This window comes from Flagellatimonas centrodinii (genome assembly GCF_016918765.2).
GTDB classification, from domain to species: Bacteria; Pseudomonadota; Gammaproteobacteria; order Nevskiales; family Nevskiaceae; genus Polycyclovorans; species Polycyclovorans centrodinii.
Genome location: NZ_CP092104.1, coordinates 2,016,864 through 2,037,727, shown reverse-complemented (window position 1 = coordinate 2,037,727; position 20,864 = coordinate 2,016,864). Strand labels below are relative to the sequence as shown.

17 protein-coding genes are annotated in these 20,864 nt (G+C 66.2%); 7 read left to right on the top strand and 10 right to left on the bottom strand.

Going from position 1 to position 20,864, the window contains the following annotated elements; genetic code table 11:
• The first annotated feature begins 1 nt into the window (after position 1).
• The 7 genes from bcsZ (at position 2) to JN531_RS09485 (ending at position 8,602) form a co-directional block, all read left to right on the top strand.
• Positions 2-1,150 carry a cellulose synthase complex periplasmic endoglucanase BcsZ gene (bcsZ, locus tag JN531_RS09515; protein ID WP_228348637.1) on the top strand — a complete coding sequence of 383 codons (1,149 nt, stop codon included), beginning with the start codon at positions 2-4 and terminating at the stop codon, positions 1,148-1,150.
• Complete coding sequence (locus JN531_RS09510) at positions 1,126-5,208, top strand: cellulose biosynthesis protein BcsC (RefSeq protein WP_228348636.1); 4,083 nt, start codon at positions 1,126-1,128, stop codon at positions 5,206-5,208. The genes bcsZ and JN531_RS09510 overlap by 25 nt, the downstream gene beginning before the upstream one ends.
• 2 nt (positions 5,209-5,210) lie before the next feature.
• Positions 5,211-5,606 (top strand): tetratricopeptide repeat protein, encoded by a 396-nt coding sequence (locus JN531_RS09505; RefSeq protein ID WP_228348635.1) that lies wholly within the window; start codon positions 5,211-5,213, stop codon positions 5,604-5,606.
• 96 nt (positions 5,607-5,702) lie between these two features.
• Positions 5,703-6,221: an RNA polymerase sigma factor gene (locus tag JN531_RS09500; RefSeq protein ID WP_239795284.1), complete on the top strand. Its 519-nt coding sequence runs from the start codon at positions 5,703-5,705 to the stop codon at positions 6,219-6,221.
• Between the two features lie 10 nt (positions 6,222-6,231).
• On the top strand, positions 6,232-6,921 hold the full coding sequence (locus JN531_RS09495) for an anti-sigma factor family protein (protein ID WP_228348633.1): 690 nt from the start codon (positions 6,232-6,234) through the stop codon (positions 6,919-6,921).
• On the top strand, positions 6,914-7,267 hold the full coding sequence (locus JN531_RS09490; protein WP_228348632.1) for a hypothetical protein: 354 nt from the start codon (positions 6,914-6,916) through the stop codon (positions 7,265-7,267). Before JN531_RS09495 ends, JN531_RS09490 begins: the two co-directional genes overlap by 8 nt.
• A 27-nt stretch (positions 7,268-7,294) precedes the next feature.
• On the top strand, positions 7,295-8,602 hold the full coding sequence (locus JN531_RS09485; protein WP_228348631.1) for a tetratricopeptide repeat protein: 1,308 nt from the start codon (positions 7,295-7,297) through the stop codon (positions 8,600-8,602).
• Here JN531_RS09485 and JN531_RS09480 read toward each other — a convergent pair.
• The 10 genes from JN531_RS09480 to JN531_RS09435 form a co-directional block, all read right to left on the bottom strand.
• Complete coding sequence (locus tag JN531_RS09480; protein WP_228348630.1) at positions 8,599-9,459, bottom strand: hypothetical protein; 861 nt, start codon at positions 9,457-9,459, stop codon at positions 8,599-8,601. The genes JN531_RS09485 and JN531_RS09480 overlap by 4 nt on opposite strands.
• A gap of 61 nt (positions 9,460-9,520) precedes the next feature.
• Complete coding sequence (locus JN531_RS09475) at positions 9,521-12,469, bottom strand: sensor domain-containing protein (protein ID WP_228348629.1); 2,949 nt, start codon at positions 12,467-12,469, stop codon at positions 9,521-9,523.
• A gap of 3 nt (positions 12,470-12,472) precedes the next feature.
• Positions 12,473-14,233 (bottom strand): pilus assembly protein TadG-related protein, encoded by a 1,761-nt coding sequence (locus tag JN531_RS09470; protein ID WP_228348628.1) that lies wholly within the window; start codon positions 14,231-14,233, stop codon positions 12,473-12,475.
• Positions 14,214-14,480 (bottom strand): DUF3613 domain-containing protein, encoded by a 267-nt coding sequence (locus JN531_RS09465; protein WP_228348627.1) that lies wholly within the window; start codon positions 14,478-14,480, stop codon positions 14,214-14,216. The genes JN531_RS09470 and JN531_RS09465 overlap by 20 nt, the downstream gene beginning before the upstream one ends.
• A 15-nt stretch (positions 14,481-14,495) precedes the next feature.
• Positions 14,496-15,248, bottom strand: coding sequence for a tetratricopeptide repeat protein (locus JN531_RS09460; protein ID WP_228348626.1), 753 nt, complete (start codon positions 15,246-15,248; stop codon positions 14,496-14,498).
• Positions 15,232-16,167, bottom strand: a complete 936-nt coding sequence (locus tag JN531_RS09455; RefSeq protein WP_228348625.1) for a type II secretion system F family protein — start codon at positions 16,165-16,167, stop codon at positions 15,232-15,234. The genes JN531_RS09460 and JN531_RS09455 overlap by 17 nt, the downstream gene beginning before the upstream one ends.
• Positions 16,164-17,099, bottom strand: a complete 936-nt coding sequence (locus tag JN531_RS09450; RefSeq protein WP_228348624.1) for a type II secretion system F family protein — start codon at positions 17,097-17,099, stop codon at positions 16,164-16,166. The genes JN531_RS09455 and JN531_RS09450 overlap by 4 nt, the downstream gene beginning before the upstream one ends.
• Entirely contained in the window at positions 17,096-18,316 is a 1,221-nt protein-coding gene (locus JN531_RS09445; RefSeq protein ID WP_228348623.1) for a TadA family conjugal transfer-associated ATPase, read from the bottom strand. Before JN531_RS09445 ends, JN531_RS09450 begins: the two co-directional genes overlap by 4 nt.
• 1 nt (position 18,317) lies before the next feature.
• Positions 18,318-19,520: a CpaE/TadZ family protein gene (locus tag JN531_RS09440; protein WP_228348622.1), complete on the bottom strand. Its 1,203-nt coding sequence runs from the start codon at positions 19,518-19,520 to the stop codon at positions 18,318-18,320.
• Between the two features lie 9 nt (positions 19,521-19,529).
• Positions 19,530-20,864 carry a type II and III secretion system protein family protein gene (locus JN531_RS09435; RefSeq protein ID WP_228348621.1) on the bottom strand — a complete coding sequence of 445 codons (1,335 nt, stop codon included), beginning with the start codon at positions 20,862-20,864 and terminating at the stop codon, positions 19,530-19,532.

The window sequence follows — 20,864 nt, the reverse complement described above, 5'->3', positions numbered from 1 at the left end:
GATGTCGAACTGGATGCCGACGCTGAAGATCCTGACGGCGGCTACCCTGGCGCTACTGTCGCTGGGGTGTCATGCCGGCAGGGCCGATGCTGCGGCCTGGCCCTTCTGGGATGCATTCCGCGATGGCTTCATCCAGGATGACGGTCGCGTCGTCGACTGGACCGAGGGTGCCAGAACCGTCTCCGAAGCCCAGGCCTACAGCCTGTTTCTGGCGCTGGTGGCGAATGACCGCAAAACCTTCGACCGGGTCTTGCGCTGGACGCACGACAATCTTGCTGACGGCAACCTAGGTCCGCAATTGCCGGCCTGGCTCTGGGGCTACGACGCCGAGCAGGACCATTGGGGCGTGATTGATGCCAATTCCGCCACGGATGCCGACTTGTTCATCGCCTATGCCCTGCTGGAAGCGGCACGCCTGTGGCAGACACCGGCCTATGCCGTGCCGGCCCGCGCCCTGTTGCAGCAGGTGATCCAACAAGCCACCGTGCGCCAGCATGAGCAGGCCCTGCTGCTTCCCGCCCCTGTTGGCTTCGTCACCCCGGACGGCACCCGGCTCAATCCCAGCTATCTGCCGCCGTTCCAGCTGCATTTTCTGGCACAGGCCATGCCCGAAGGGCCGTGGGCAGCGATCCTCGCGGACTCCGTGACCGCCTTGCAGGCCAGCACCCCCCAGGGATTGGCGCCGGACTGGCTGTTGCTGACACCCGAGGGCTATCGACCCGACCCCGAGCACGGCACCATCGGCAGCTATGATGCGATTCGGGTCTATCTGTGGGCCGCCATGGCGGTCCCCGGTCTCGACGCGGTGTCGCAGACCCAGATCGCATTGCGCCCGATGCTGGCGCATGTACGCCGGCTCGGCGCCGTGCCGGAGCGCTGGGATGTCGCCAGCGGCCGCGCGGTTGGCGAGGGACCACCGGGTTTTCAGTTCGCGGTCGGCCCGTTGTTGCAGGCCTATGGCGCTGGTGACCTGGCACAACGCGTCCGGTTGGTCGGGGAACGGAGCCGCAGTGGCGCCCTCATCGGCCAGCCCGCCCGGTACTATGACCAGGTGCTGGCCCTGTTCGCCGAGGGTTATCGCGAGCGACGCTACCAATTCGATTCCAAGGGGCGGTTGATACTCAAATGGCACCGCGACTCCAAACACTAAGCGCCCGCCTGCTGGCGCTCGCCCTGCTGACCGGTACCGGTGGTGCCGTCTGGGCAGACGATGCCGCGATCAGCCGCCTGGCCGAACAAGCGCGGTTCTGGGAACAGCGAAACCGCCCGGCGCTGGCAACCGAGAATTGGCAGCGATTGCTGGAGGCTGACCCGGACAACGAGGAAGCGCTCGGCCGGCTCGGGGTACTCGCGAACAGCGCCGGCAACCCCGACCAGGCCGAGGTCTGGGCGGCGCGCCTGCGCGCCGTCAATCCCGATTCCCGCTACCTGCGCGACATCAGCGCCAGCCGGGCAGTCCTGCAGATCGACGCGGCCGGACTGGCGCGCGCGCGCAGCCTCGCCAGTGAACAGAAGATCGTGGAAGCCATCGACGCCTATCGGCGTGCATTCGACGGCGACCCGCCGAGTGATCCGCTGCGGCTGGAGTACTACCAGGTGCTGGCCGCGGACGACGCACGACGGGATGAGGCGATGATCGCACTGGCCACCCTTGCATCCCGCAATCCGCAGTCACCGGAATATGCCCTGGCCCTCGCCCGGCAGCAGACCTACCGGCAATCAACCCGCCGCGAGGGCATCCGTGGGCTGCGGCAACTGCATGACAAGGCGGCAGTCCGCCAGGAAGCCGTCGCCGCCTGGCGTCAGGCACTGATCTGGCTGGAAGCGACACCGGCCGACGAACCCTTGTTCGACCAGTATCTGGCCGTGATGAAGGGCGACGAGGCGATCGGCGCCAAGCGCACCCGGCTGCGCGCGGAGCGCCCGGACTCGCCACAGCGTCAGCGGGATGCCGCGGTGCAACGTGCCTTTGATCGGCTCGAAGCGAGGGCCGATGCCGACGCCGAGCGCCAGTTCAACGCCCTGCTCCGGCAATCCCCCAACAATGCCGGCGCGCTCGGCGGGCTGGGGCTGGTGCGCCTGCGACAGGAGCGCTACGCCGAGGCCGACACGCTGCTGGGCCGCGCCATGGCAGCACAGCCGGCGCAGGCAGGCCGCTGGCGCGAGGCACAACGTTCCGCCCGCTTTTTCACCCGCTTCCGGGCCGCCAATCTGGCGCGCGAAGCCGGTGACGTCGGTACGGCGCTGGGCGAATATCGAGCTGCCTTTGCGGCCGCACCCGCCGACCTCGATCCCAGTCTGCGAACAGCCTACGCCGCGGCGCTGGCAAGCGCCGGTGAAACCGCCGCTGCCGAGCGCGAGCTCCGCACTGTCCTGGCAGCACGCCCGCGCAATGTCGATGCACGCACGCAGTTGGCACAGTTGCTGGCACGCGACGGCCGACTGGAAGCAGCCGAAGCCGTCGCGGCCGATGGCCCTGACAGCGTCCGCGCCGCCATTGCCCCGGCGCAGGCCGATGCCCTGCGCGCCCGCGCCCAGCAGGCAGCCCAGCGTGGCGATGACGAACGCGCTCTGCGCGACCTTCGTCAGGCCCTGGCACTGTCACCGAACAATCCCTGGGTTCGCCTTGACCTCGCCCGTCTGTTGCGTGCTCGTGGCGAGGGACTCGAAGCCGATGCCCTCATCAGCAGTCTGCAGCAGACCCATCCCGATCTGCCGGAAGTACAGATGGCGCAGGCCTATGCATTGGCGGACGCCAACCGCTGGCTGGACGTGCTCTACGAACTGGAACGCATGCCGCTGCAGCAACGCAATGCCGATGCAACGGCCCTGCAACGGCGCGCCTGGATCCAATACCAGCTGGAGCGCGCCAGCATCGCTGCCGAGGCCGGCGCGATGGACATCGCCTATGGCGCCATGGCGGCAGCCGATCGCGCTGCCGGCAATGACCCGGACTATCTCGGTGCCCTGGCCGGTGGCTGGGCCGGTCTCGGCGACCCTGCCCGTGCGCTCAGCTATCTACGCCGAAGCTTCGAGGGACGCCCGGCGAGCGCCGACCAACGCCTGCAGTACGCCGCGCTGCTGCTGCAATTGGGCCAGGACGTCGAGTTCGAAAGCACTGCCGATCTGTTGTTGCGGCAGCCGCTCACCAGCGCGCAGTCCGCAACGCTCGAGGGCCTGATCGTCGACTACCGCATCCGGCTGGCCGACCGCGCCCGAGAGCGCGGTGATCTGGCCGACGCCTATGCGCTGCTGCGCGAAGTGGTCATGCGGCGACCGCAGGAGGCCCGCGTGCAAATGGCGCTGGCGAGGGTGTTCGAGGCTGGCGGTGACCAGACCCAGGCGTTAGCGATCTATGACCGGCTGCTGGCAACCGAGCCTGAACATCGCGAGGCACTCGCCGGCGCCGCTAACAGCGCCCTGGCCAGCGGCGACCCGACGCTGGCCGAGGCACGGGTCGATGCCTTCCGCAAGCGATTCCCCGACAGCGTCGAGGCCGCCGACTTCGCCGGCCGGCTGGCAGAACAGAACGGCAACACTGGTCTGGCATTGCGTCACTACGAAACCGCTGCCGCCCGCCGCGCCAAGACGCCAATCGTGGCATCGGCGCCACGGCCGCCACGGCTGGAGCTGATCAGCGCGGATGACGTCCGCATGCCCCTGCTCCCGCGGCCGGCGGCGGATGCCGACGACTGGCAGGGCGTATTGCCACAACGCCCATTGCAGCCACGGCCATCGACCTTCGATACTTCGGTGCCGCCGCGAGGTGCCGCCGATCCGTTCGCGCCGCGCCAATCCCTGCCGGGCCTGCGCTTGGAAACTTCAACGTCGACCCAATCCCGCCAGCCGCCGGCCCGCCCGCGAGCGGCGTCACCGTCGACGACGCCGAGGGCCACTACCGGCTTACGCCTGAAGGTGGATGACTCTCTCGCCCACACGCCCGGCCGGACACCGACCGCCACCCGAGCAGCGGTTCCGTCCACGGTTCGCTCGGCGACCGCACGCGACACTGGCGGCCGCGGCGTCGACGCGGAAAGCGATCCGCTGGAACGTCTGCGCGCCCAGAACAGCGGTTGGTTGGGTGGCGCCCTGCACTCGCGGGTTCGTGATGGCGAGTCCGGGTTGTCCCGGCTATTCAACATCGAGACCCCCATGGAGCTCCGTGGTGGCGTCAGCCGCGTCGGCCAGTTCGGCGTCCGGGCGGTGCCGGTATACCTGGATGCCGGCAGCATCTCCGGCGAACAGCTGCTGCGATTCGGCGCATTGCCGCTGATCAATGGGGGCGACGACACGCGGTCGCTCAGCGACAGCGGGCTGGCGCTTGGGCTGACCTATCGTGCCGGTACGTTCTCTGCCGATATCGGATCGACGCCGCTGGGCTTCACGGAGGAGCGGCTGACCGGCGGGGTCCGCTGGGCCCCCACCACCGAGGTCTGGCGTTTCGCCTTTGATCTTTCGCGACGCCCGGTCAGTGACAGCATATTGGCCTACGCCGGCATCGAGGATCCGTTACTGGGCGTCACCACCGGCGCCATCAATCGAACCGGGGCTCGGATCGACATCGCCTATGATCTGGGGCGCATCGGGGTTTACGGCAACTTCGGCTTCTCCACCTTTGACGGCCGCAATACCGATGACAATTCCGCTGGTGAGCTGGGCGGCGGCGTCTATGTCCGTGCCCTGCGGGATGGCCGCCGCACACTCACCTACGGGCTCAACATCACCACGTTCTTCTACGACAAGAACCGCCGTTACTTCACCTTCGGCCACGGCGGCTACTTCAGTCCGCAGTTCTTTCTCGGTGTCACCGTGCCGGTGGAACTCAGCGGGACCTGGGGCAAGATCAGCTATCGCCTGAATGGCGCACTGGGGCTGCAGACCTTCCGCGAGGACGGCGCCGCGCTGTTCCCCAACAACGCCAATCTGCAGGCCGAGCTGGAGGACATCATTGATGCCAATCCGGATACCCGATTGGTCGGCGGGTATGCCAGCAGCAGCCAGTCCGGGCTGGGCTATGCCATGGGGGGCGCGCTCGAGTATCGCGTGTCGCCGACACTGTTCGTCGGTGGCGCCGTCGGCTCGGACAACGCACGCGACTTCACCGAATATCAGTTCACCGGCTTCCTGCGGTACTACTTCCATCCGCAGATCGGCGTGCCTGAGGCCCCACGGCCCTTGTCCGCCCACTTCAATTGGGGAGGCAAGTGAAAATGCACAGACTGAAGCGCTACTTGCTGGTTCTGCTGGCCTGCTCGGCCTCCACCGGTACCGCGGTCGCACAACAGGAGTACACCGCCGACCTGCTCGCACAGGGCCAGACTGTGCGCGCCATCGATGAGCTGGAAGCCCAGCTCGGCCAGAACCCGTTTGATCCGGTGACCCTCAACAACCTGGCGGTGGCGCGGGGCGAGCGCGGCGACTTCTTCGTCGCTGCCGACCTGCTGCGACGCGCGCACCGGTTGGCACCAGCACATCCGGTGATCGAACAGAACCTGACACAGGTCGATGCCTGGATCAGCCATCACGCCGACAGCGGCCGTATTGCCCCGCTCACCGAAGACCGCCGTTTGCGTCTGCCACCGGAACCGCCGCCACTCTGGCGCTAAACAGCGGGAACCATTCACGCGAGGTTTGCGTGTCTGATTTCTATGTCTTCGAGATCTGGTGACGCAACGCTCCGAGCCCGCCGTTTTGAGGCCGTGGTGCGTCCGCATCTCGACAGCCTGTACCGTCTCGCATACCGCTTCACCGGCCGTGCCGAAGATGCCGAAGACCTGTTGCAGAGTCTGATGCTCCGGCTACTCCCGCACACCGACACCCTGGTCGGACTGGACCGTCCTGCCCCCTGGTTGGCACGTGCGCTGTACAACCTGTTTGTCGATCAGCATCGCAGCCGCCAACGTCAGCCGCTGGACCTCGGTCATACCGGCGACGATGACGACGGTCTGGATGCCCTGCCGGCGCCCGATCAGAACGGTCCCGAGGCCGCCGTCTCCCGTCTGGATCGATGCCAGTACCTGCAGCAGGCAATAGACCGCCTGCCGCTGCCGCAAAGGGCCCTGATCGCCTGGCACGACATCGAGGGGTACACGCTGGAAGAATTAGCCACCACCCACGACATTCCCATCGGCACCCTCAAGTCGAGACTGCACCGCGCGCGCGCGCGTCTGCGGCGGTTGCTTGACGGAACCCTGGCGCCGGCCGAACGTGTAGAGGGATGAGGACCTGCCCATGAATTGTCACGACTGCCGCCCCCTGCTGGACGATCTGCTGGACGATCGACTGTCGCCACCCCAGCGGATGGCCGTACGCGATCATCTGCATCACTGCGCGTCCTGCAGCGCCGAGCTGGAGGCGCGGCGTGCGCTGTTGTCGACACTGCGGGCATTGCCGGCGCCGCGCCCACCCGCCGGTCTGGCCGCCCGCCTACTGCCGAGGACGCCCCGACGCGCGCCGTACCGCCTGCCGCTGGCAGCCGCGGCCGCATTGCTGGTCGCCGCACTGAGCTGGCAAATGCTGGCGCCGCCGCGCGGGGCGCCCATCCCTGCCGTCTCAACGGCGCCCGTCGACGTCATGGCTGACCCGGTCCGGCTGGTGTTCCGCAGTCCGGAGGCGCTCACCGCCGTCACCATCGAGCTGCAGCTACCGCCCGGCACCCGTCTGGCGCATACCGCCAGCGGCCAACGCACGGTTCGCTGGCAGGTCGACCTGCGCGCCGGCGCCAATCTGCTGGAGCTGCCGCTGATCTACGAGCAGGACCAGGTTGCGGTCGACGCGGTCCTGACGGCGAGTCTGCGCCACGGAGATGCACATCGCCGCTTCGTCGTGCCGGTGCGCCAGCCGGCACCGCCCCCACTCACCGAAGCCCCCGCGCCTGCGCGCGGGCTCGCATCGCACGTTCCGGAGCGTCATCATGTCTAGCCGTTGTGGCAGCGTACTGGCGATCATCTCGCTGCTGGTTCCGCTGTCGGTATTTGCGCAAGGAGGCCACCTCGATGGGTTGGAAATGGATGTGCTGGGTCCGGGCGAAGCGCCCGGCGAATCGATGTCTCGCATCCACCTGCCGGAGACGCTGGGGGACCGTCATGAGCGTCTCGACCTCGGCCTCAACCCCGCCAGCGCGCCGCTGGACCGAACGTTCGGCATGGAGTCAACGGAACCCGCACTTGAGAGCAGCAATGCCCTCGGTGGCGACAAACCCGACCTGCGTCGCCCGCCCGAACCCCCTCCGCTACCTGAGGCCCCGGCACAGCCGACACGTCCCTGAACGTACCCTCGTCGATCATGCGGCACCATGTACCGACCGTTGCCTCGGCTAAGCCGACGCTGGTTGCCCCTGCTGGGGCTGTGGATCGGGCTGGCGGCGGCACAGACGCCCGGCCAGGCGTCGTTTCTGCAAGGCATTGAGGCCTATCGTTCCGGCGACTACGGTGCCGCACTTGATGCCTTCAGGACGGCCGTGGCGGCCGGCCACCAAGACCCCAATCTGCAGTTCAATCTCGGTCTGACCCATTTCCAGCTCGGTCAGTGGCAGGCCGCGCAAGCCTGCTTCGAGACCCTCGCCGCACGACCGGCGTACGCAGCGGTCGCCCGCTATCATCTTGCTCTGCTGGCGGCGCGAGCCGGACACACGGCGGCAGCGGTCGATCACCTGCAGGCGACCGAGCGCCTGGCGAACCATCCGGCCATCCGCGCCCGCGCCCGCGCTGCGCTGCAGCGGCTACGGTCCGATGGCGACGCACCCGCAGCCCGCCAGTACTACCTCTATCTCGGCAGTGGCCACGATGGCAACCCGTCGCTGATCAGCGACAGTGTCGACCCCGACGGGGTCACCGAGGGTCGACACTATGCTGAAGCGTTCGGCGTGGTGCAGTGGCCGCTGGGCAAGGAGCGCGACCTGCGCAGCAGCCTGTTCGCCCGCAACTATCCGGGCAGTGATCGCAACGACCAGCTTGGCGCCCAGGTCACCCTACGCTGGCACGACGGCAACGGACGATGGCAGGGCCATCAGGCGCTGGGGCTCGAAACCACCCAGCTCGACCACCGCTTCATGCAGTATCTCCTGCACGTCGAGGGCGTTCGCGGCCGCCAGTTGGGCGCACAACGACTGGATCTTCGAGCGCAGGTGAGCGGCATCAGTGCCACCGGCGCCTTTCAGCTGCTGAGCGGTTGGCGGCTTCGCACCGGCCTGCAGCTTTCGCGGCCGCTGGGATCGGCCCGAGGTGAGCTTGATCTGTCAGTGGCCTTCAATGAGCGTCGTGATCTGTGGCTGGGCCCGCAGTTCTTCAGTCAGTCACCGGTGCGTGGTGAGGTCCGCTTCGGGCTGGCTCATGGCACACCGCGCGCACTGTTCTTGCAGTGGACGCTGCGCTACCGCCACAGCCACTATCGCCACCAGAATCGGCAGTTCGACACGGACGGGTTGTTGCAGACCGAGAGGCGTCAGGACGATTTGCTGTCGACCGGGCTGCGGCTCCGACGGCAGCTGAAGCCGTCGGTCAGCCTGCTGGCCGACTACCGCTACGACGACAACGCCTCGACCGTGCCCCTGTTCGACTACGCCCGCAGCACCGTGTCGGTCGGCATCGAGTGGCAGCCCTAGGGGGTCACCGCTCGGCTGACATCGATCATGTACACCGCATCGTTGGTGCGCGCCGGCACCACGGCAATCAGGCGTTGCCGGGGCGACGCGCCGGGATTGACGGGCGGTGGCTCGATGGTCGCCAGGCCGGTGGCATCAACGGCTTCATCGCAGGCCGATGCCAGTTCGAAGGCATACAGGTTGTAGCGCCGGTTGATTTCGTAGACCTGGCCGGCGTAATTGCAATCGTCGATGTCGCGCCCGCCAAAACCGCCCTGACTGTTGAAATCCAGGCGCAGCAACTCGCCGCCAAAGGGATCCAGGTTCTCCCAGATGCCGGACAACAGGGAGACCCCGGACACCCGCTCATAGTGACGTCGGTTGTAGGTCGCCGAGAGGTTGACGTTGAGGCCGTCGCCCACTACCTGCCCCGAAAACGACTTCGCTGGATCGATATCGATCTCCAGCACCGCTGTGCGTACCCGCGTTTCCAACATCGGCTCCAGTGGCGGGTCGTCGGGATCCGCGTCCGGATCGGGTTCCGGGGTCACCAGAATCTTGTCGAACCACAGCACACTGGCGCGTCGGGTATTGCCGCTGCTCGCGGCGCCGACGAAGCGACCGGTGAGCTGGGCGCTTTGATCCCGCGCATAGCCGACGATGCGATCACGATTGCGGACGGTTTCGCCCTCGGCAAACATGAAGACCCAGCCGGCCTCGCCCTCGGTGCCGGAGATGACCGTGTCAAAGATGCCGCCACGCTGGACCTCGTTGCCGTCGAGGTCGACACCGCCGATGGCATCATTTTGCGAGCCACAGGCGGCGACAGCCAGGGCCCCCAGCAGGCACAGCGCAATACGCAGAGTGGATCGATTCATATCGCTATCCTACCGTGCCGAATAACCGGCGTGGCGGCCGCCGGTCATGAGCACTCGGCCTTCAGTCCCCGGCTCCCCCCGGCGTCAGCTGTGACAGCAGGGCCCGGGTCGAGAGTGGCGCGAGATCGCCGGACATCTCGGTGAGGCCGGGATCAAGTAGTCGCAACACATCGTCGGCGCGGGAGGTGCCCCGCAAGCTGATATCGGACTCGAGACAGACATCGACCGCCAGTGGATGGGGATCTTCAATATCGTCATCCCGTCGCAATCCGATGCCAACGCCGCGCGCGCGCAGCGCTGCAGCCGCCTCACAGAGCGCCGCCACCGGTGCGGTAAAACTGGCGGCGTGAAGCAGCAACACCAGGCGCGCACGCACCGCTGGGCTTCGTTCCAGCAGTGCGCCGAGCGGGTCGAGAAATGCGCTGTCGCGCAGTTGCCATGCCGATACCGGCACCAGAATCAGCCAGCCCTCGGTCGCTGGGGGCAACCGCCGCAATGCAGCGCTGGCCTGTGCCAGCGTCCAGAGTTCCAATTCCCCTACTCGCCCGGCGGCGCGTGCGACCTGACGCAGGGCCTCTGGCGCGATCGATCCCTGTCGAGGATGCGCCCAGCAGGCTTCGGCCAGCAGCGCACGAACCTCGCCACCGGCGGTCTGCAGCAGGCGCCAGCCGAGCTGAAGTTGGTCGAGCGCCAGGGCAGCGGGCAACCCCTGCTCAAGGTCCGCCCGGCGCCGGCGCTCCGGCGAGACCGGCGCGGCGTGCATGACGTAGCCGGACCGACCCTGTTGCTTGGCCAGGTACATGGCCTGATCCGCATGTTGCAGAAGACCGTCGACGTCGGTGTCATCCTGCGGGTAGAGCGCAATGCCGATACTCAAAGACAAGACCAGGTCGTGTCCCTGAATCGGCAACCGTCGGCTAAAGGCAGCCAGAATCTTGTCGGCCAACACGACCGCATTGCTACTGCCGTGCAGATGCTGGGCGACGATAACGAACTCGTCGCCCCCCAGCCGCGCAACCGTGTCGGAGCGGCGAACCAGTCCGAGCAACCGCTCGGACACCTGAACCAGCACCTGATCGCCCAGCGCATGCCCCAGGGTGTCATTGATCTGCTTGAAGTGATCAAGGTCGAGGAACAGTACCGCCAGAGACCGGCCGGTTCGCAGTGCGGAGTCCATTGCCGCCTGTAACCGATCCGCCAGCATGGCTCGGTTGGGCAGGCCGGTGAGCGTGTCATGCCGCGCCTCCGCCTGTAGCCGGGCCTCGACGGCCAGCCGGGCGCTGATGTTGCTGGCCACCATGATGAACACCGGCGGTCGTTCATCCGGGGAATAGTCGAGGCGTACCTCGACCGGATAACCGCTGCCATCGGCGCGTTGATGCACGGTGCGATAGGTCACCGCCTCCACCTGGCCGCCTCGCAATGCATTGAGATGGACCTGCAATTGCTCGGCCGACAGGTCCGAGGCCAGCATCAGCGGCGTCATGCGCTGCAACTGTTCAAGGCTGTAGCCGAGGTTGCGCCGAGCCCCCCGATTGACGCTGTCGAACAACAGGGTCTGCGCATCGAATACGAACACTTCGTCGAGCGCATGGTCGAGCAAACGTTCGAATCGCTTCGCCAGGTTGTCACGCCGCAAACGTTCGGTAATGTCGCGCACCGTCACCAACCGCAAGCCGCTGTCACCTGCCAGCGGCTGTACGCGCAAATCGACGGGGAACGTGGTGGCATCGCGCCGCCAACCGACCACCCGCGGAGGGCTGCTGGCTCCCTGTTGCGTTCGAAAGTCGTCCAGCCGAATACCGGGGGTATTGAGAAACGGGACCGGCATGAGCTTGCTCAGTGTCACCCCTTCGAGTGCCTCCCGACTGTAGCCGAACAGCTGTTGCGCCCGCTGATTGGCAGAACGAATCAGACCGACGCCATCGGTCACCAGAACGCCTTCCTCGAGGTGGTCAATGACCGCTTCAGCATGCGTCAGCTCCGCTTGTAGCCGCATGACGTCTTGCTGGTCGGCACTGCGATCGCGGAATAGCTGCACCGCGCCGACCGTGACACCGTCGGCGTTGTGCAGCAGGGCCGCCATCATCTCGACCGCCATCGGTGGGCCATGGCGTGGCTTCAGGTAGCCGTTACAGACCGGCTGATCCGCGCCCGATTCCAGCGCCTTCTCGAGGGGGATCTCGGCAGCTCCCCCGGCGACGTCCACAGCATGAAAAACGGTATAGACGGGGCGTCGCTCAACCTCATCCGCCGCCCAGCCACAACAGCGCACAGCCGTGGCATTGAGACTGATCAGGCGACCATCGGCATCGGCAACGATCTGCGCCAGGCCCAATCGGTCCAGCAGCGCGCCGTCGAGCTGCACCAGCTCGGTGCGCATGCGTGCAGGCACTGCGCCATCGGTTGCAGGGTGCAAACGCTGCCGCATCTGCGCGTCGCGGTGCCGTGCGGGTCGGGTCCTGAGCTGGAGCCACAGTGCCAACAGCAACGGCAAGCTGAGCAACGCGCCAGCCAGGCCGACCCAGCGCAGCCGGTCGACCGCATCGGATTCGATGGTGGAGATGAAGTCTCGCGACACCGCATATTCCATGACCCCGAGTCGCTCGGTCCCGCGGCGGACGGCCTGTTGGCCGCTGGTACTGGTGAAGCGATACAGCGCATCACGCAAGCGGTGGCGTACCGCGGGAGAGAGCCACGGCACCGGCAGGTTCTCATAGCGGCCGAAACTGACCCGCACGGTGTCGTCGAGCCCCCGCACTGCAAGAAAGCTGAAGCCCAGTGATGGCTCGTTGAACAACCCGCGCGCGACCTGCAGCAAAGCCGCTTCGTCGGACCGCTCCAGTGGGTCTGCCAACGCCCGTTGGGCGACCCCGAGGGCGTGGCCACGATCCAGTTCCGATTGCAGCAAGTGAGCATGAACGACGGCCGATATCCCCGTGGCCAGCAGTCCCGAGGCGGCGACCCATCCCATCCATTGACCCAACCGCTGGAGCAAACGGCGGATCATGGCCTATCGCAGAAACAGCTCGGGATCGCCGTTGCTGACTTCATAGACGATCACGTCGGCGCCACCGAGCGTCAGTCCGAGCGCTTCCGTGGTGGGCAATACCACCGCGTCGACCAGGGACAGCAACTGCGAGGTCAGCACCGGTACCAGCGCCGCGCGATAGGCGGCCTCGGTCGTCGCCAGCACGCCGTCGACCAGATTGGCGACGATCGGCAACGGTGTACCAAGCAACTCGATCTCGACATCCAGATCGAGGGTGGCCGGAATGTTCGCAAGGGAATCGCCAATCGCGGTCAGCGACGGGGTCCCGATGGACCTCGTCAGTCCGGTCTCGGGATCGTAGGGCCCGGGAAAGACCAGGGTTTCATTGGTGGCACGTCCGACGTCGACGAAGGCTGCGGCGCGCACCACCACCCGCACCGGCAGCGGCACCTCCAGCCCCAGGGGACTGGTGATGCTGATGGTACGGTCGGTATCGAGGATCACCGCGGGTTGCGGCTGCGGATTGGGCAGGTTGATGTCGTCGAAGCGGCCAATTCCGATGCGCGCGATGCTGGAGCGCGCGCCCAGCGTCACAACGTCGAACGGCTGTCCGCGACGGGCGCAGGCGACATCCTCCAGTTCCGCGGTCGCCTGCGCGCTCTGTACGAACACTGGTAGCTCCACCGGCGGCAGTCCATCGACCTTCAGCGGGAACTGGAACTGCAGGGCGGCCTGGGTGGAACGGGCAAAGGTATCTTCACCCGCGTTCGCGCCGGTACCTGCGGGCACGATCACCGGTTGGCCGATGTCGATCAGGTCGATCACCACTTCGCTGTCACCCAGCGGTGCCGGCAGCGCCACGGTGATCGGCTGCAACAGATCGTCCGCGACCGTCAGGGCGATGGCACTCACCAGGTCACCGGCATTGACCAGCAGTTCGCCCGCGGGCGCTTCAAAGCCCGGCGTCAGGCCGAGCGCGTCGATCGGCGCCAGCGCGCGGGCACCATCCGCGGCTTGTGACAGCGCCATCGCGGCCGCTGCCGCCGTCTGCTCGCCGACATCGCCCAATGCCAATGCCAGCGCCCGTAACAGGCCGTCGACCGGAAGAATCTGTTGCAGGGTCTCATCGAGGCTATCGGGCCCGATCCCCAGCCCAAGCTGGCCTACCGTGATCTCGGCACCCAGCAGTGCCTGGTAGTCCAGCAGCGTCAGGCCAAGTGGCGTATCGCTGCCCAGCAAGGGGCCCAGCAATGCATTGAGCAGCGACGGATCTTCCAGCGCCAGCAACCCGCTACCCACCTTGAACCGTACGAGAGGGCGGCTGGTGGCGGCCGCCATCGCCGTCAATTGCCCGCCTGGGCCATCATCGCGGAATCCCGGAATCAACCGCCGGGGGGAGGGTGCGAAAAGACGAACCTGTACCGCGTTATAACGTGATCCACCGCCGGCCTCGAAGCGCCGCAGACGATCGCCGCCCGTCACCTGTCGGCCGATCTGGACGCCGCCGGCACGTAGCCAGTCGGGCTGCCCCTGGTTGCGGAGTAGCGATGCCAACGCCTCGGCTTCGGCTGTGGCCTGGGGATCCTCCTGCATCCCGAGGCAGCCACCGGCGACGCGAGCCGCGTCGAGCGCAGCCAGATTGGTGACACGTTGCAGTTCTCTCTGCGCCGAGTACAACCGCGCCAGATCAACCGTCAGCCCGATCGCTGCCAGCCCCAAAAGCGCCGTGATGGCGCCAAATATGGCGGCCGCGCCCCGCTGCCTAGCGCGACTGTGAACCACTGTTGAACTTGTCCCGCGAGAACGCTTCCGGGATCGGATGGCTGAAGCTGTCGAGATAGCGCTGGTAGACGCGATCGGCCACGTCTCCGGGCATCGCCTGCGGTGTCGGGACAGTCGCGACATCACCCTTCTGTTGTGCCAACCAGGCGCGAGTGGCCTCGCCGTCGGCGGTGGGCCGCGGCGGGCTGGCAGCGCCAGCGGGCAGACCCACCATCAGGGATACGAGAAGCAGGTAGCGGGTTGTCATCGGCATTATCTCCGGTCAGCGGGTCGCCGCAAGACGGCGGCGAAGCGTGTCGGCCTGCGTCTGCAGGCGGGTGAAGACGGGTTCGGGCATGGCCATCGAGGTTGCCATGTCACGGGCACGGGAACGGTCGCCGGTGGTCAACAACAACAGCACCAGGTTGCTGCGGATACGGGTGTCCTCCGGTGCCAGTTCGACTCCGGTGGCCAACTGCGTCAGCGCCGCCTCGAACTGTCCCTGTTGCATCTCGGCGAAACCGAGGTCATTGCGAAACTCCGCGACGGTAGGTGCGCGCAGCACGGCGTTACGCAAGTGACCGCGCGCACGCTCCGACCGCCCTTCGGCAGCGGCGATCAGGCCCAGCCCATGCTCGGCGCGCGCGCCGTAAGCGGAACGCAACAAGCTTTCGAAACCCGTGCGCGCTTGATCGAGCTGCCCCAGCCGCCGCCGAGCTTCGGCTTCCAGCCACCGCAGTTCGGCCGTATCGCCCCCTTGCAGTCGCTGCGCTTCGACGTGGGCCACTGCCGCGTAATACTGGCCTTGTTCGAGCATCCCGCGGATCAATTCGGAATGAATTGCCTGGTCTTCGCTACGCTCGCCATCACGGCTATCGCGACCGAGCCGGACCGGCCCTGCGCGGACCCCGTCGACGGGCCGAATCTCGGGCGTCGGTGTCGGTGCCACTGGCGGCCCCAGGCGTTGCGGCAGGCTACACCCCGACAAGACCAGGATGGCGAGCAGCGACGACAGGCGCTTAGCCGGCGACATCATTGAGTGCCTTGATCACTGACAGGAAGGCCGGCCCGGCGACGAAGATCAACAATGCCGGAAAGAAGAACAGCACCATGACTACGGTCATCCGCCCCGACATCAGGTTGACCTCTTCGCGCAATTCCAGGCTCCGGTTCTGTTCCATGACGGCCAGGGCTTCGAGCAGCGGTTCGCGCACCTCACCGCCGAAGCGATCAACCTGACGCAGCACAGCGAGGATGTTGCCGAGATCATCGACCTGCAGCAGGTCAGCAAGATTCTTCAGCACTTCTCCCGTATCCGCACCTGCATCCAGGCTGCGCAGCAGAATCGCGAACTCGTGCCCGAGCTCGGGCAGGACGCCCCCGCCTTCCCGCACCATGCTGGAGAGTGCCTGCCGGGTCGACAGTCCGGCATCGAACAGCAGTACCAGCAAGTGAACGAACAGCGGCACTTCAGCCTTGACACGGGCCTGCCTGCGGGCGGCCGCCTGCCGCAGCACCCAACGCGGGATCAGCACCGACAAGGCGAAGGCAACGAACCCCAGCAATGGCAGATACAGCGACTTTTTCGGATCATCGCCGAGCCACCAGTACGCCGCGACGACCAGCACCCCGGCCAGCGGAATCAACCCCTGAAAGGCGTACCATGCCACACGTGCTTCGGTGCTCCGCCAACCCGCCTGACTCATCAGCCGGGCGCTCTCATTGTCAGGATCGACCCAGCCCTCGATGGCCCGACCGCCCTTGGCCATGCGCTCCAGCAAGCGGCTACGGTCGTCGGAGCCGACATCACCAGCATCGATCAGCAGTGGCGCCACCCGCTCGACCAGGCGTTCCCGCTGACGTGCTCCACGAACCAGGCCAATTCCGAGCAGCACCGCGCCGGCGGCACAGAGCAGCGCCAGGGTGACCAGGATGCCGAGCGTCTGAGGACTCATGGCTGCTCCGTCGAGCGCATCATGCGGACCAGCACGACAATCCCCGCCAACTGCATGAGCAGCGATCCAAGCATCATGGCGCGCCCACCCGGATCCTGCAGGATATCGGTGTAGTAGGCCGGGTTCTGCAGATAGACGTAGAGCGAAATACCGATCGGCAGGACCGACAGCACCACAGCGGAGAATCGCGTTTCGGCCGTCAAGGCCCTCAGCTCGCGTGCGGCAACATCCCGCGCCCGGATCGCCTGCACCAGGCTCCGCAGGATATTGCGTAAAGACCCCCCGTACTTGCGATTGATTGCCGCCGCCAATGCCATCACCTTGACGTCGTTGAGCTTGTGAATTTCCGCGGTTTCCATCAACACCGCGTCCACCGGCGCCCCGAGACGAACTTGACGGCCGACACTGATCATCAGTGGCTGCAAGGGTTCGCTGCTCTCCCGTGCAGCGATTGACAGCGATTCTTCCAGGGTGTTGCCTGCCGACAACACCCGAATCACCGATTCCAGATAGTTCGGCAATTGCTCCAACAGCACCGCGCGACGGGTTGCGGCCTTGCGTGACAGCCAGGCCCATGCCATCACGATGATGAAGCCGGCGATGGCAATGCCTGCCATCCAACCGAAGATCAGCAGCAATAGCGGCAGCCCGATGAGCACCACGGCCAGCAGCACACGGTTCACGCTCGCCGGGTCAGCCTCGCTGCCACTGCGCCAGAGCAGTGTGCAGACCCACCGGGTCAACGGGTTGCGGATGGCATCGGCTCGCGGCCGGAACGCCGCGACCAGTGCGGCGGTGTCTTCTCCCCCCAGCGCGCGGACCCGCAGCTGCAATGCCGACTGGCGCTCACGCGCTGACGCTCGCAGAAACAACAGGGCCGCTGCGCCCGCCAGCATCAGCACCACCAGTACTATGGCGCCGTAGAAGTTCATCCCTGCCCCCTCAGATCGACGTGCTGGCGGCTCCCCACATCGAAGCGGAATGCCGGTCGCAAGCGCAGGCCGCCGGCGTCGGCGCCCAGCACCTCGGACACCGACATCACCCGACGATCCCCCCCGGGCATGCGCGAGACGTGCACCAGCATCTGCAACGCACTGCTCACCTGGCCACGGAAGGTCGATTCACTGCCATTGAACCCGGCAAACCCCGCCAAAAGCTCCAGCCGGTGTAGCGCATCGTCGATACCGTTGGCATGAAGGGTGGTCATCGATCCGTCATGGCCGGTGTTCATTGCCTGCAGCATGTCGAGCACCTCATCGCCGCGCACCTCGCCGACGATGATGCGATCCGGCCGCATGCGCAACGCGTTGCGCACCAGATCGCGGGCGCTGACGGCACGCTCGCCTTCGAGATTGGGCGGTCGGCTTTCGAGGCGCACCACATGCCCATGGTGCAGGCGCAGTTCGGCAGCATCCTCGATGGTGATGATGCGCTCGTCCTGCGGGATCCACTGCGACAGCAGGTTGAGGAAGGTGGTCTTGCCGGAACCGGTACCGCCCAGCACCATCAGGTTGACACGCTGCTCCACCTTTTCCCGAAGGTAGTCGAGCATGGGCTGGGTACAACTGCCGTAGCGGAGCATGTCCTCGGCCGACAGCGCCTGCTTGCGAAACTTGCGGATCGACAGGCAGGGGCCGTCAAGGGCGATTGGCGGGATGATCGCGTTGACCCGCGAACCGTCGGGAAGACGGGCGTCCACCATCGGGGTCGATTCGTCCACCCGCCGACCCAATGGCGCCAGGATGCGTTGAATCACACGAATCACGTGGGAATCGTCGACGAACCGAACCGGCGCGGTATACAGGCGCCCTTCCCGTTCAACGAAGACCGTCGCCGGTCCGTTGACGACGATGTCGTTGACAGCGTCGTCATCGACCAGTGACTGGATCGGCCCGAATCCGACCAGTTCGTCACGCGCATCGCGCGCCAGAACCTCGGACTCACGCTGGTTGACCGGCAGACGTTGCTCGACGACGTAGCGACGCATCTGTTCGGTGACGAAGCGGTCAATCTTGACGCTGTCCCAGTGATCGAGGTCGAGGTTTCGCTCCTCCACCTGCTGGATCAGGTGCCGGTGAAAGTTGCGCTTCAGCTGTTGATACTGGTCCGACAGCCGGAACCGCTGGGTCTGGGCGTCCTGGGGCTGCATGTCAGCCGCCGAACCAACGCTTCAGCAGGCCGCCACCCACGGCCGTGTCGACCTGCGGCTCGCCGGCCATCAAGGTCGAGGCGACCGCACGGATATCACTGACGAAGCCGTCGCGAGGGGCAAGCGTCGACAGCGGCTCCCCCGCATTCATCGCCTGCATTCGCACCTGCGGATCGCCGCCCAGCGTCCCGATCACCGGCAGGTTCAGCAGTTCCGCCAGATTGTCCGGCTCCAGACCCAGATTGCGCCGATAACGATCAATCAGAATGCCGGCCCCTTCAAGGGGGCAGTCTGCGAGGCGCAGCGCCCGCAGCAGAACCTTGCCGTGCCGCGACTTGAGGATCGACTGGTCGGTCAACCACAGGGTCCGGTCCGACTGCCCGATGACCCCCGCCAGCAGGTCGGTCGGCAGATGGCCGTCCATCGCCACAACGGTGACCGAAAACAGGCTGCGCAATACTTGCAGAAGTTGCAAACAGTCCTCGGCCTCGATCTTGGGCTGCCCCAGCAGGTCCTCGGGAAGACTCAACACATAGAGTCCGCTGGCATGGCGCGAAAATGCCGTATCGATCAGTGTCTGGTCGCAGCGAAAGACATCATTGACCGCATCAAGAACGCTGTAGGCCTGGTTGATATTGAGAAAAATCGCGGCGGCACCCGCCGGTGTCGCGAAATCGACCAGCAGGACGCGCGCGGGTGGCGGTGCCGAGGCCGTCAGCGCCAGCGCCAGGTGGGCAGCGGTGAAGGCAATATCCTCATGTGGGTGGCTCGCGGTGAGGGTAAACAGCTTGCCGCGAGGCGCGGGGCGGCCGTTGGCGGCAGGGGCCGAAGGTCCCGAGCGCCGCAGTAGCCGACTGACGGCCAGCGCCAGATCATCATCATCCCGCCGCAACACCAGAAAGTCGCGGGCGCCGGCACGCATTGCCGCGAGTACCACATCCGGATGAGGCTCTGCCCCGACCGCCGCTACCGCCACGTCTGGCAAACGATCGAGAACACGCTCCATCAACGTCGCGCGCGCCTCCATCTGGGCGGCATCGAACTCGAACAACACCAGATCCACCCGGCCAGCCGCCTGCACCCGCTGCACCAGATCTTCCGCATCCAGCGGGCGCACCAGCGAAAATTCGATGCCGGACACCGCGTTCTGCAGCCAGTTGAGATAAACCGGATCGTGGGCGACCACCAGAGCCTGGGTTTTCATCAGCGACGCTCAGTCAGAGTAGCCGGTGGTGAAATCACCGGTCTCAAGGAAAAAGGTTTCGGCGAAGTTGGGATCGCGCTGCTTGAGATCAGCGCCCGGCAGCGGCGGCCGGGCGGATTCCCGTGCCAACGGCCGAACCAGGTGCGGGGTGACAATCATGATCAGTTCGCGGGCTTCCTTGTTGAGGCTGGTGGAACGGAAAAACGCGCCCAAAACCGGCAAATCGCCCAACCAAGGCACCTTGTCGACACTGTCGCTGGAATTGCTGCTGATCAGGCCGGAGATGACGAAGCTCTCGCCATCACCGAGTTCAATCGAGGTATCGGTTCTCCGCACCCGCAAGGCCGGCGTGGCAACACCGCCAATCTGGATCGCGTTGCTGAAATCGAGATCACTGACTTCCGGCGCAATCTTCAAGGCGATCCGGTCGCGCGCCAGTACCGTAGGGGTCAGCGACAGGCGCACACCGAACTCCTTGTACTCGACACTGATTCCGCCGCCACTGGTGCCGGTGCCCTGGCTGACCGGGACCGGGAATTCACCACCCACGAGGTAGGTCGCGGTCTGTCCGCTGGTCGCCAACAGCGAGGGCTCGGCCAGGACCTGAGCCAGACCACGGCGTTCCAGCAGGCTGAGCACACCGGCAGCGCCACGGCTGGGGTCACCGACGACGATCTGGAACGCATCGTTCACCGGCAGAAATCCGGCGCCCGACTGCAGGTCGCCATTGCTGACGCCGGACAGCACGCCCGGTGGTGACAATGCCAACTGTGCCGAGGCGCTCACCTTGGCAAGGTTGAGGCCAAACGACTGGGCGGTGGCACGACTGACGTCGGCAATCGTGACCTCGGTCAGCACCTGGGTTTCCAGGGTGACCTCGCTGCGATCCACCAGCGTGGCATCGCCGGCAGTCGCCGCCTGTCGTGCCCGCCGGTGGGCCATCAGGTTGGGCAAACGCCCGGACAACCCGACGCCGGGCTGGATCGTGGCGGTGGCCAGCGCCGGATCCGGTGGCGCGGTATTGAGCGCATCCTTCACCGGAACCACCCGGATCCGGAATGCACGGGGCGCATCACTGCGCTTGCGCCACACCAGCAGGCTGGTGGTCCCTAGGCTGCGCCCGGTGATCAGCATGGCGCCCTGCTTGAGCAGGCTGACATCGGCGATGCCGGGGTCGCCGACCGCGATGCGCTCGACAGCTCCCAGCCGACCGTAGTAACGATGGGTCCCCTGCTCCACCAGCAACACCTCGGGTGGCGCCACCGGGGTCGGCGCCGCTGAGGTGGTCGTCGCCCACAGGGTCAGGCCAAGCACCGCCGATCGGATGATGTTCGTTATCGCCAT

What these genes read in the sequence shown, in the direction of transcription:
- bcsZ (WP_228348637.1), top strand. Translation starts at nt 2, where the DNA reads ATGTCGAACTGGATGCCGACGCTGAAGATCCTGACGGCGGCTACCCTG.
- JN531_RS09510 (WP_228348636.1), top strand. Translation starts at nt 1,126, where the DNA reads ATGGCACCGCGACTCCAAACACTAAGCGCCCGCCTGCTGGCGCTCGCC.
- JN531_RS09505 (WP_228348635.1), top strand. Translation starts at nt 5,211, where the DNA reads ATGCACAGACTGAAGCGCTACTTGCTGGTTCTGCTGGCCTGCTCGGCC.
- JN531_RS09495 (WP_228348633.1), top strand. Translation starts at nt 6,232, where the DNA reads ATGAATTGTCACGACTGCCGCCCCCTGCTGGACGATCTGCTGGACGAT.
- JN531_RS09490 (WP_228348632.1), top strand. Translation starts at nt 6,914, where the DNA reads ATGTCTAGCCGTTGTGGCAGCGTACTGGCGATCATCTCGCTGCTGGTT.
- JN531_RS09485 (WP_228348631.1), top strand. Translation starts at nt 7,295, where the DNA reads ATGTACCGACCGTTGCCTCGGCTAAGCCGACGCTGGTTGCCCCTGCTG.
- JN531_RS09480 (WP_228348630.1), bottom strand. Translation starts at nt 9,459, where the DNA reads ATGAATCGATCCACTCTGCGTATTGCGCTGTGCCTGCTGGGGGCCCTG.
- JN531_RS09475 (WP_228348629.1), bottom strand. Translation starts at nt 12,469, where the DNA reads ATGATCCGCCGTTTGCTCCAGCGGTTGGGTCAATGGATGGGATGGGTC.
- JN531_RS09465 (WP_228348627.1), bottom strand. Translation starts at nt 14,480, where the DNA reads ATGACAACCCGCTACCTGCTTCTCGTATCCCTGATGGTGGGTCTGCCC.
- JN531_RS09460 (WP_228348626.1), bottom strand. Translation starts at nt 15,248, where the DNA reads ATGATGTCGCCGGCTAAGCGCCTGTCGTCGCTGCTCGCCATCCTGGTC.
- JN531_RS09455 (WP_228348625.1), bottom strand. Translation starts at nt 16,167, where the DNA reads ATGAGTCCTCAGACGCTCGGCATCCTGGTCACCCTGGCGCTGCTCTGT.
- JN531_RS09450 (WP_228348624.1), bottom strand. Translation starts at nt 17,099, where the DNA reads ATGAACTTCTACGGCGCCATAGTACTGGTGGTGCTGATGCTGGCGGGC.
- JN531_RS09445 (WP_228348623.1), bottom strand. Translation starts at nt 18,316, where the DNA reads ATGCAGCCCCAGGACGCCCAGACCCAGCGGTTCCGGCTGTCGGACCAG.
- JN531_RS09440 (WP_228348622.1), bottom strand. Translation starts at nt 19,520, where the DNA reads ATGAAAACCCAGGCTCTGGTGGTCGCCCACGATCCGGTTTATCTCAAC.
- JN531_RS09435 (WP_228348621.1), bottom strand. Translation starts at nt 20,864, where the DNA reads ATGGCGATAACGAACATCATCCGATCGGCGGTGCTTGGCCTGACCCTG.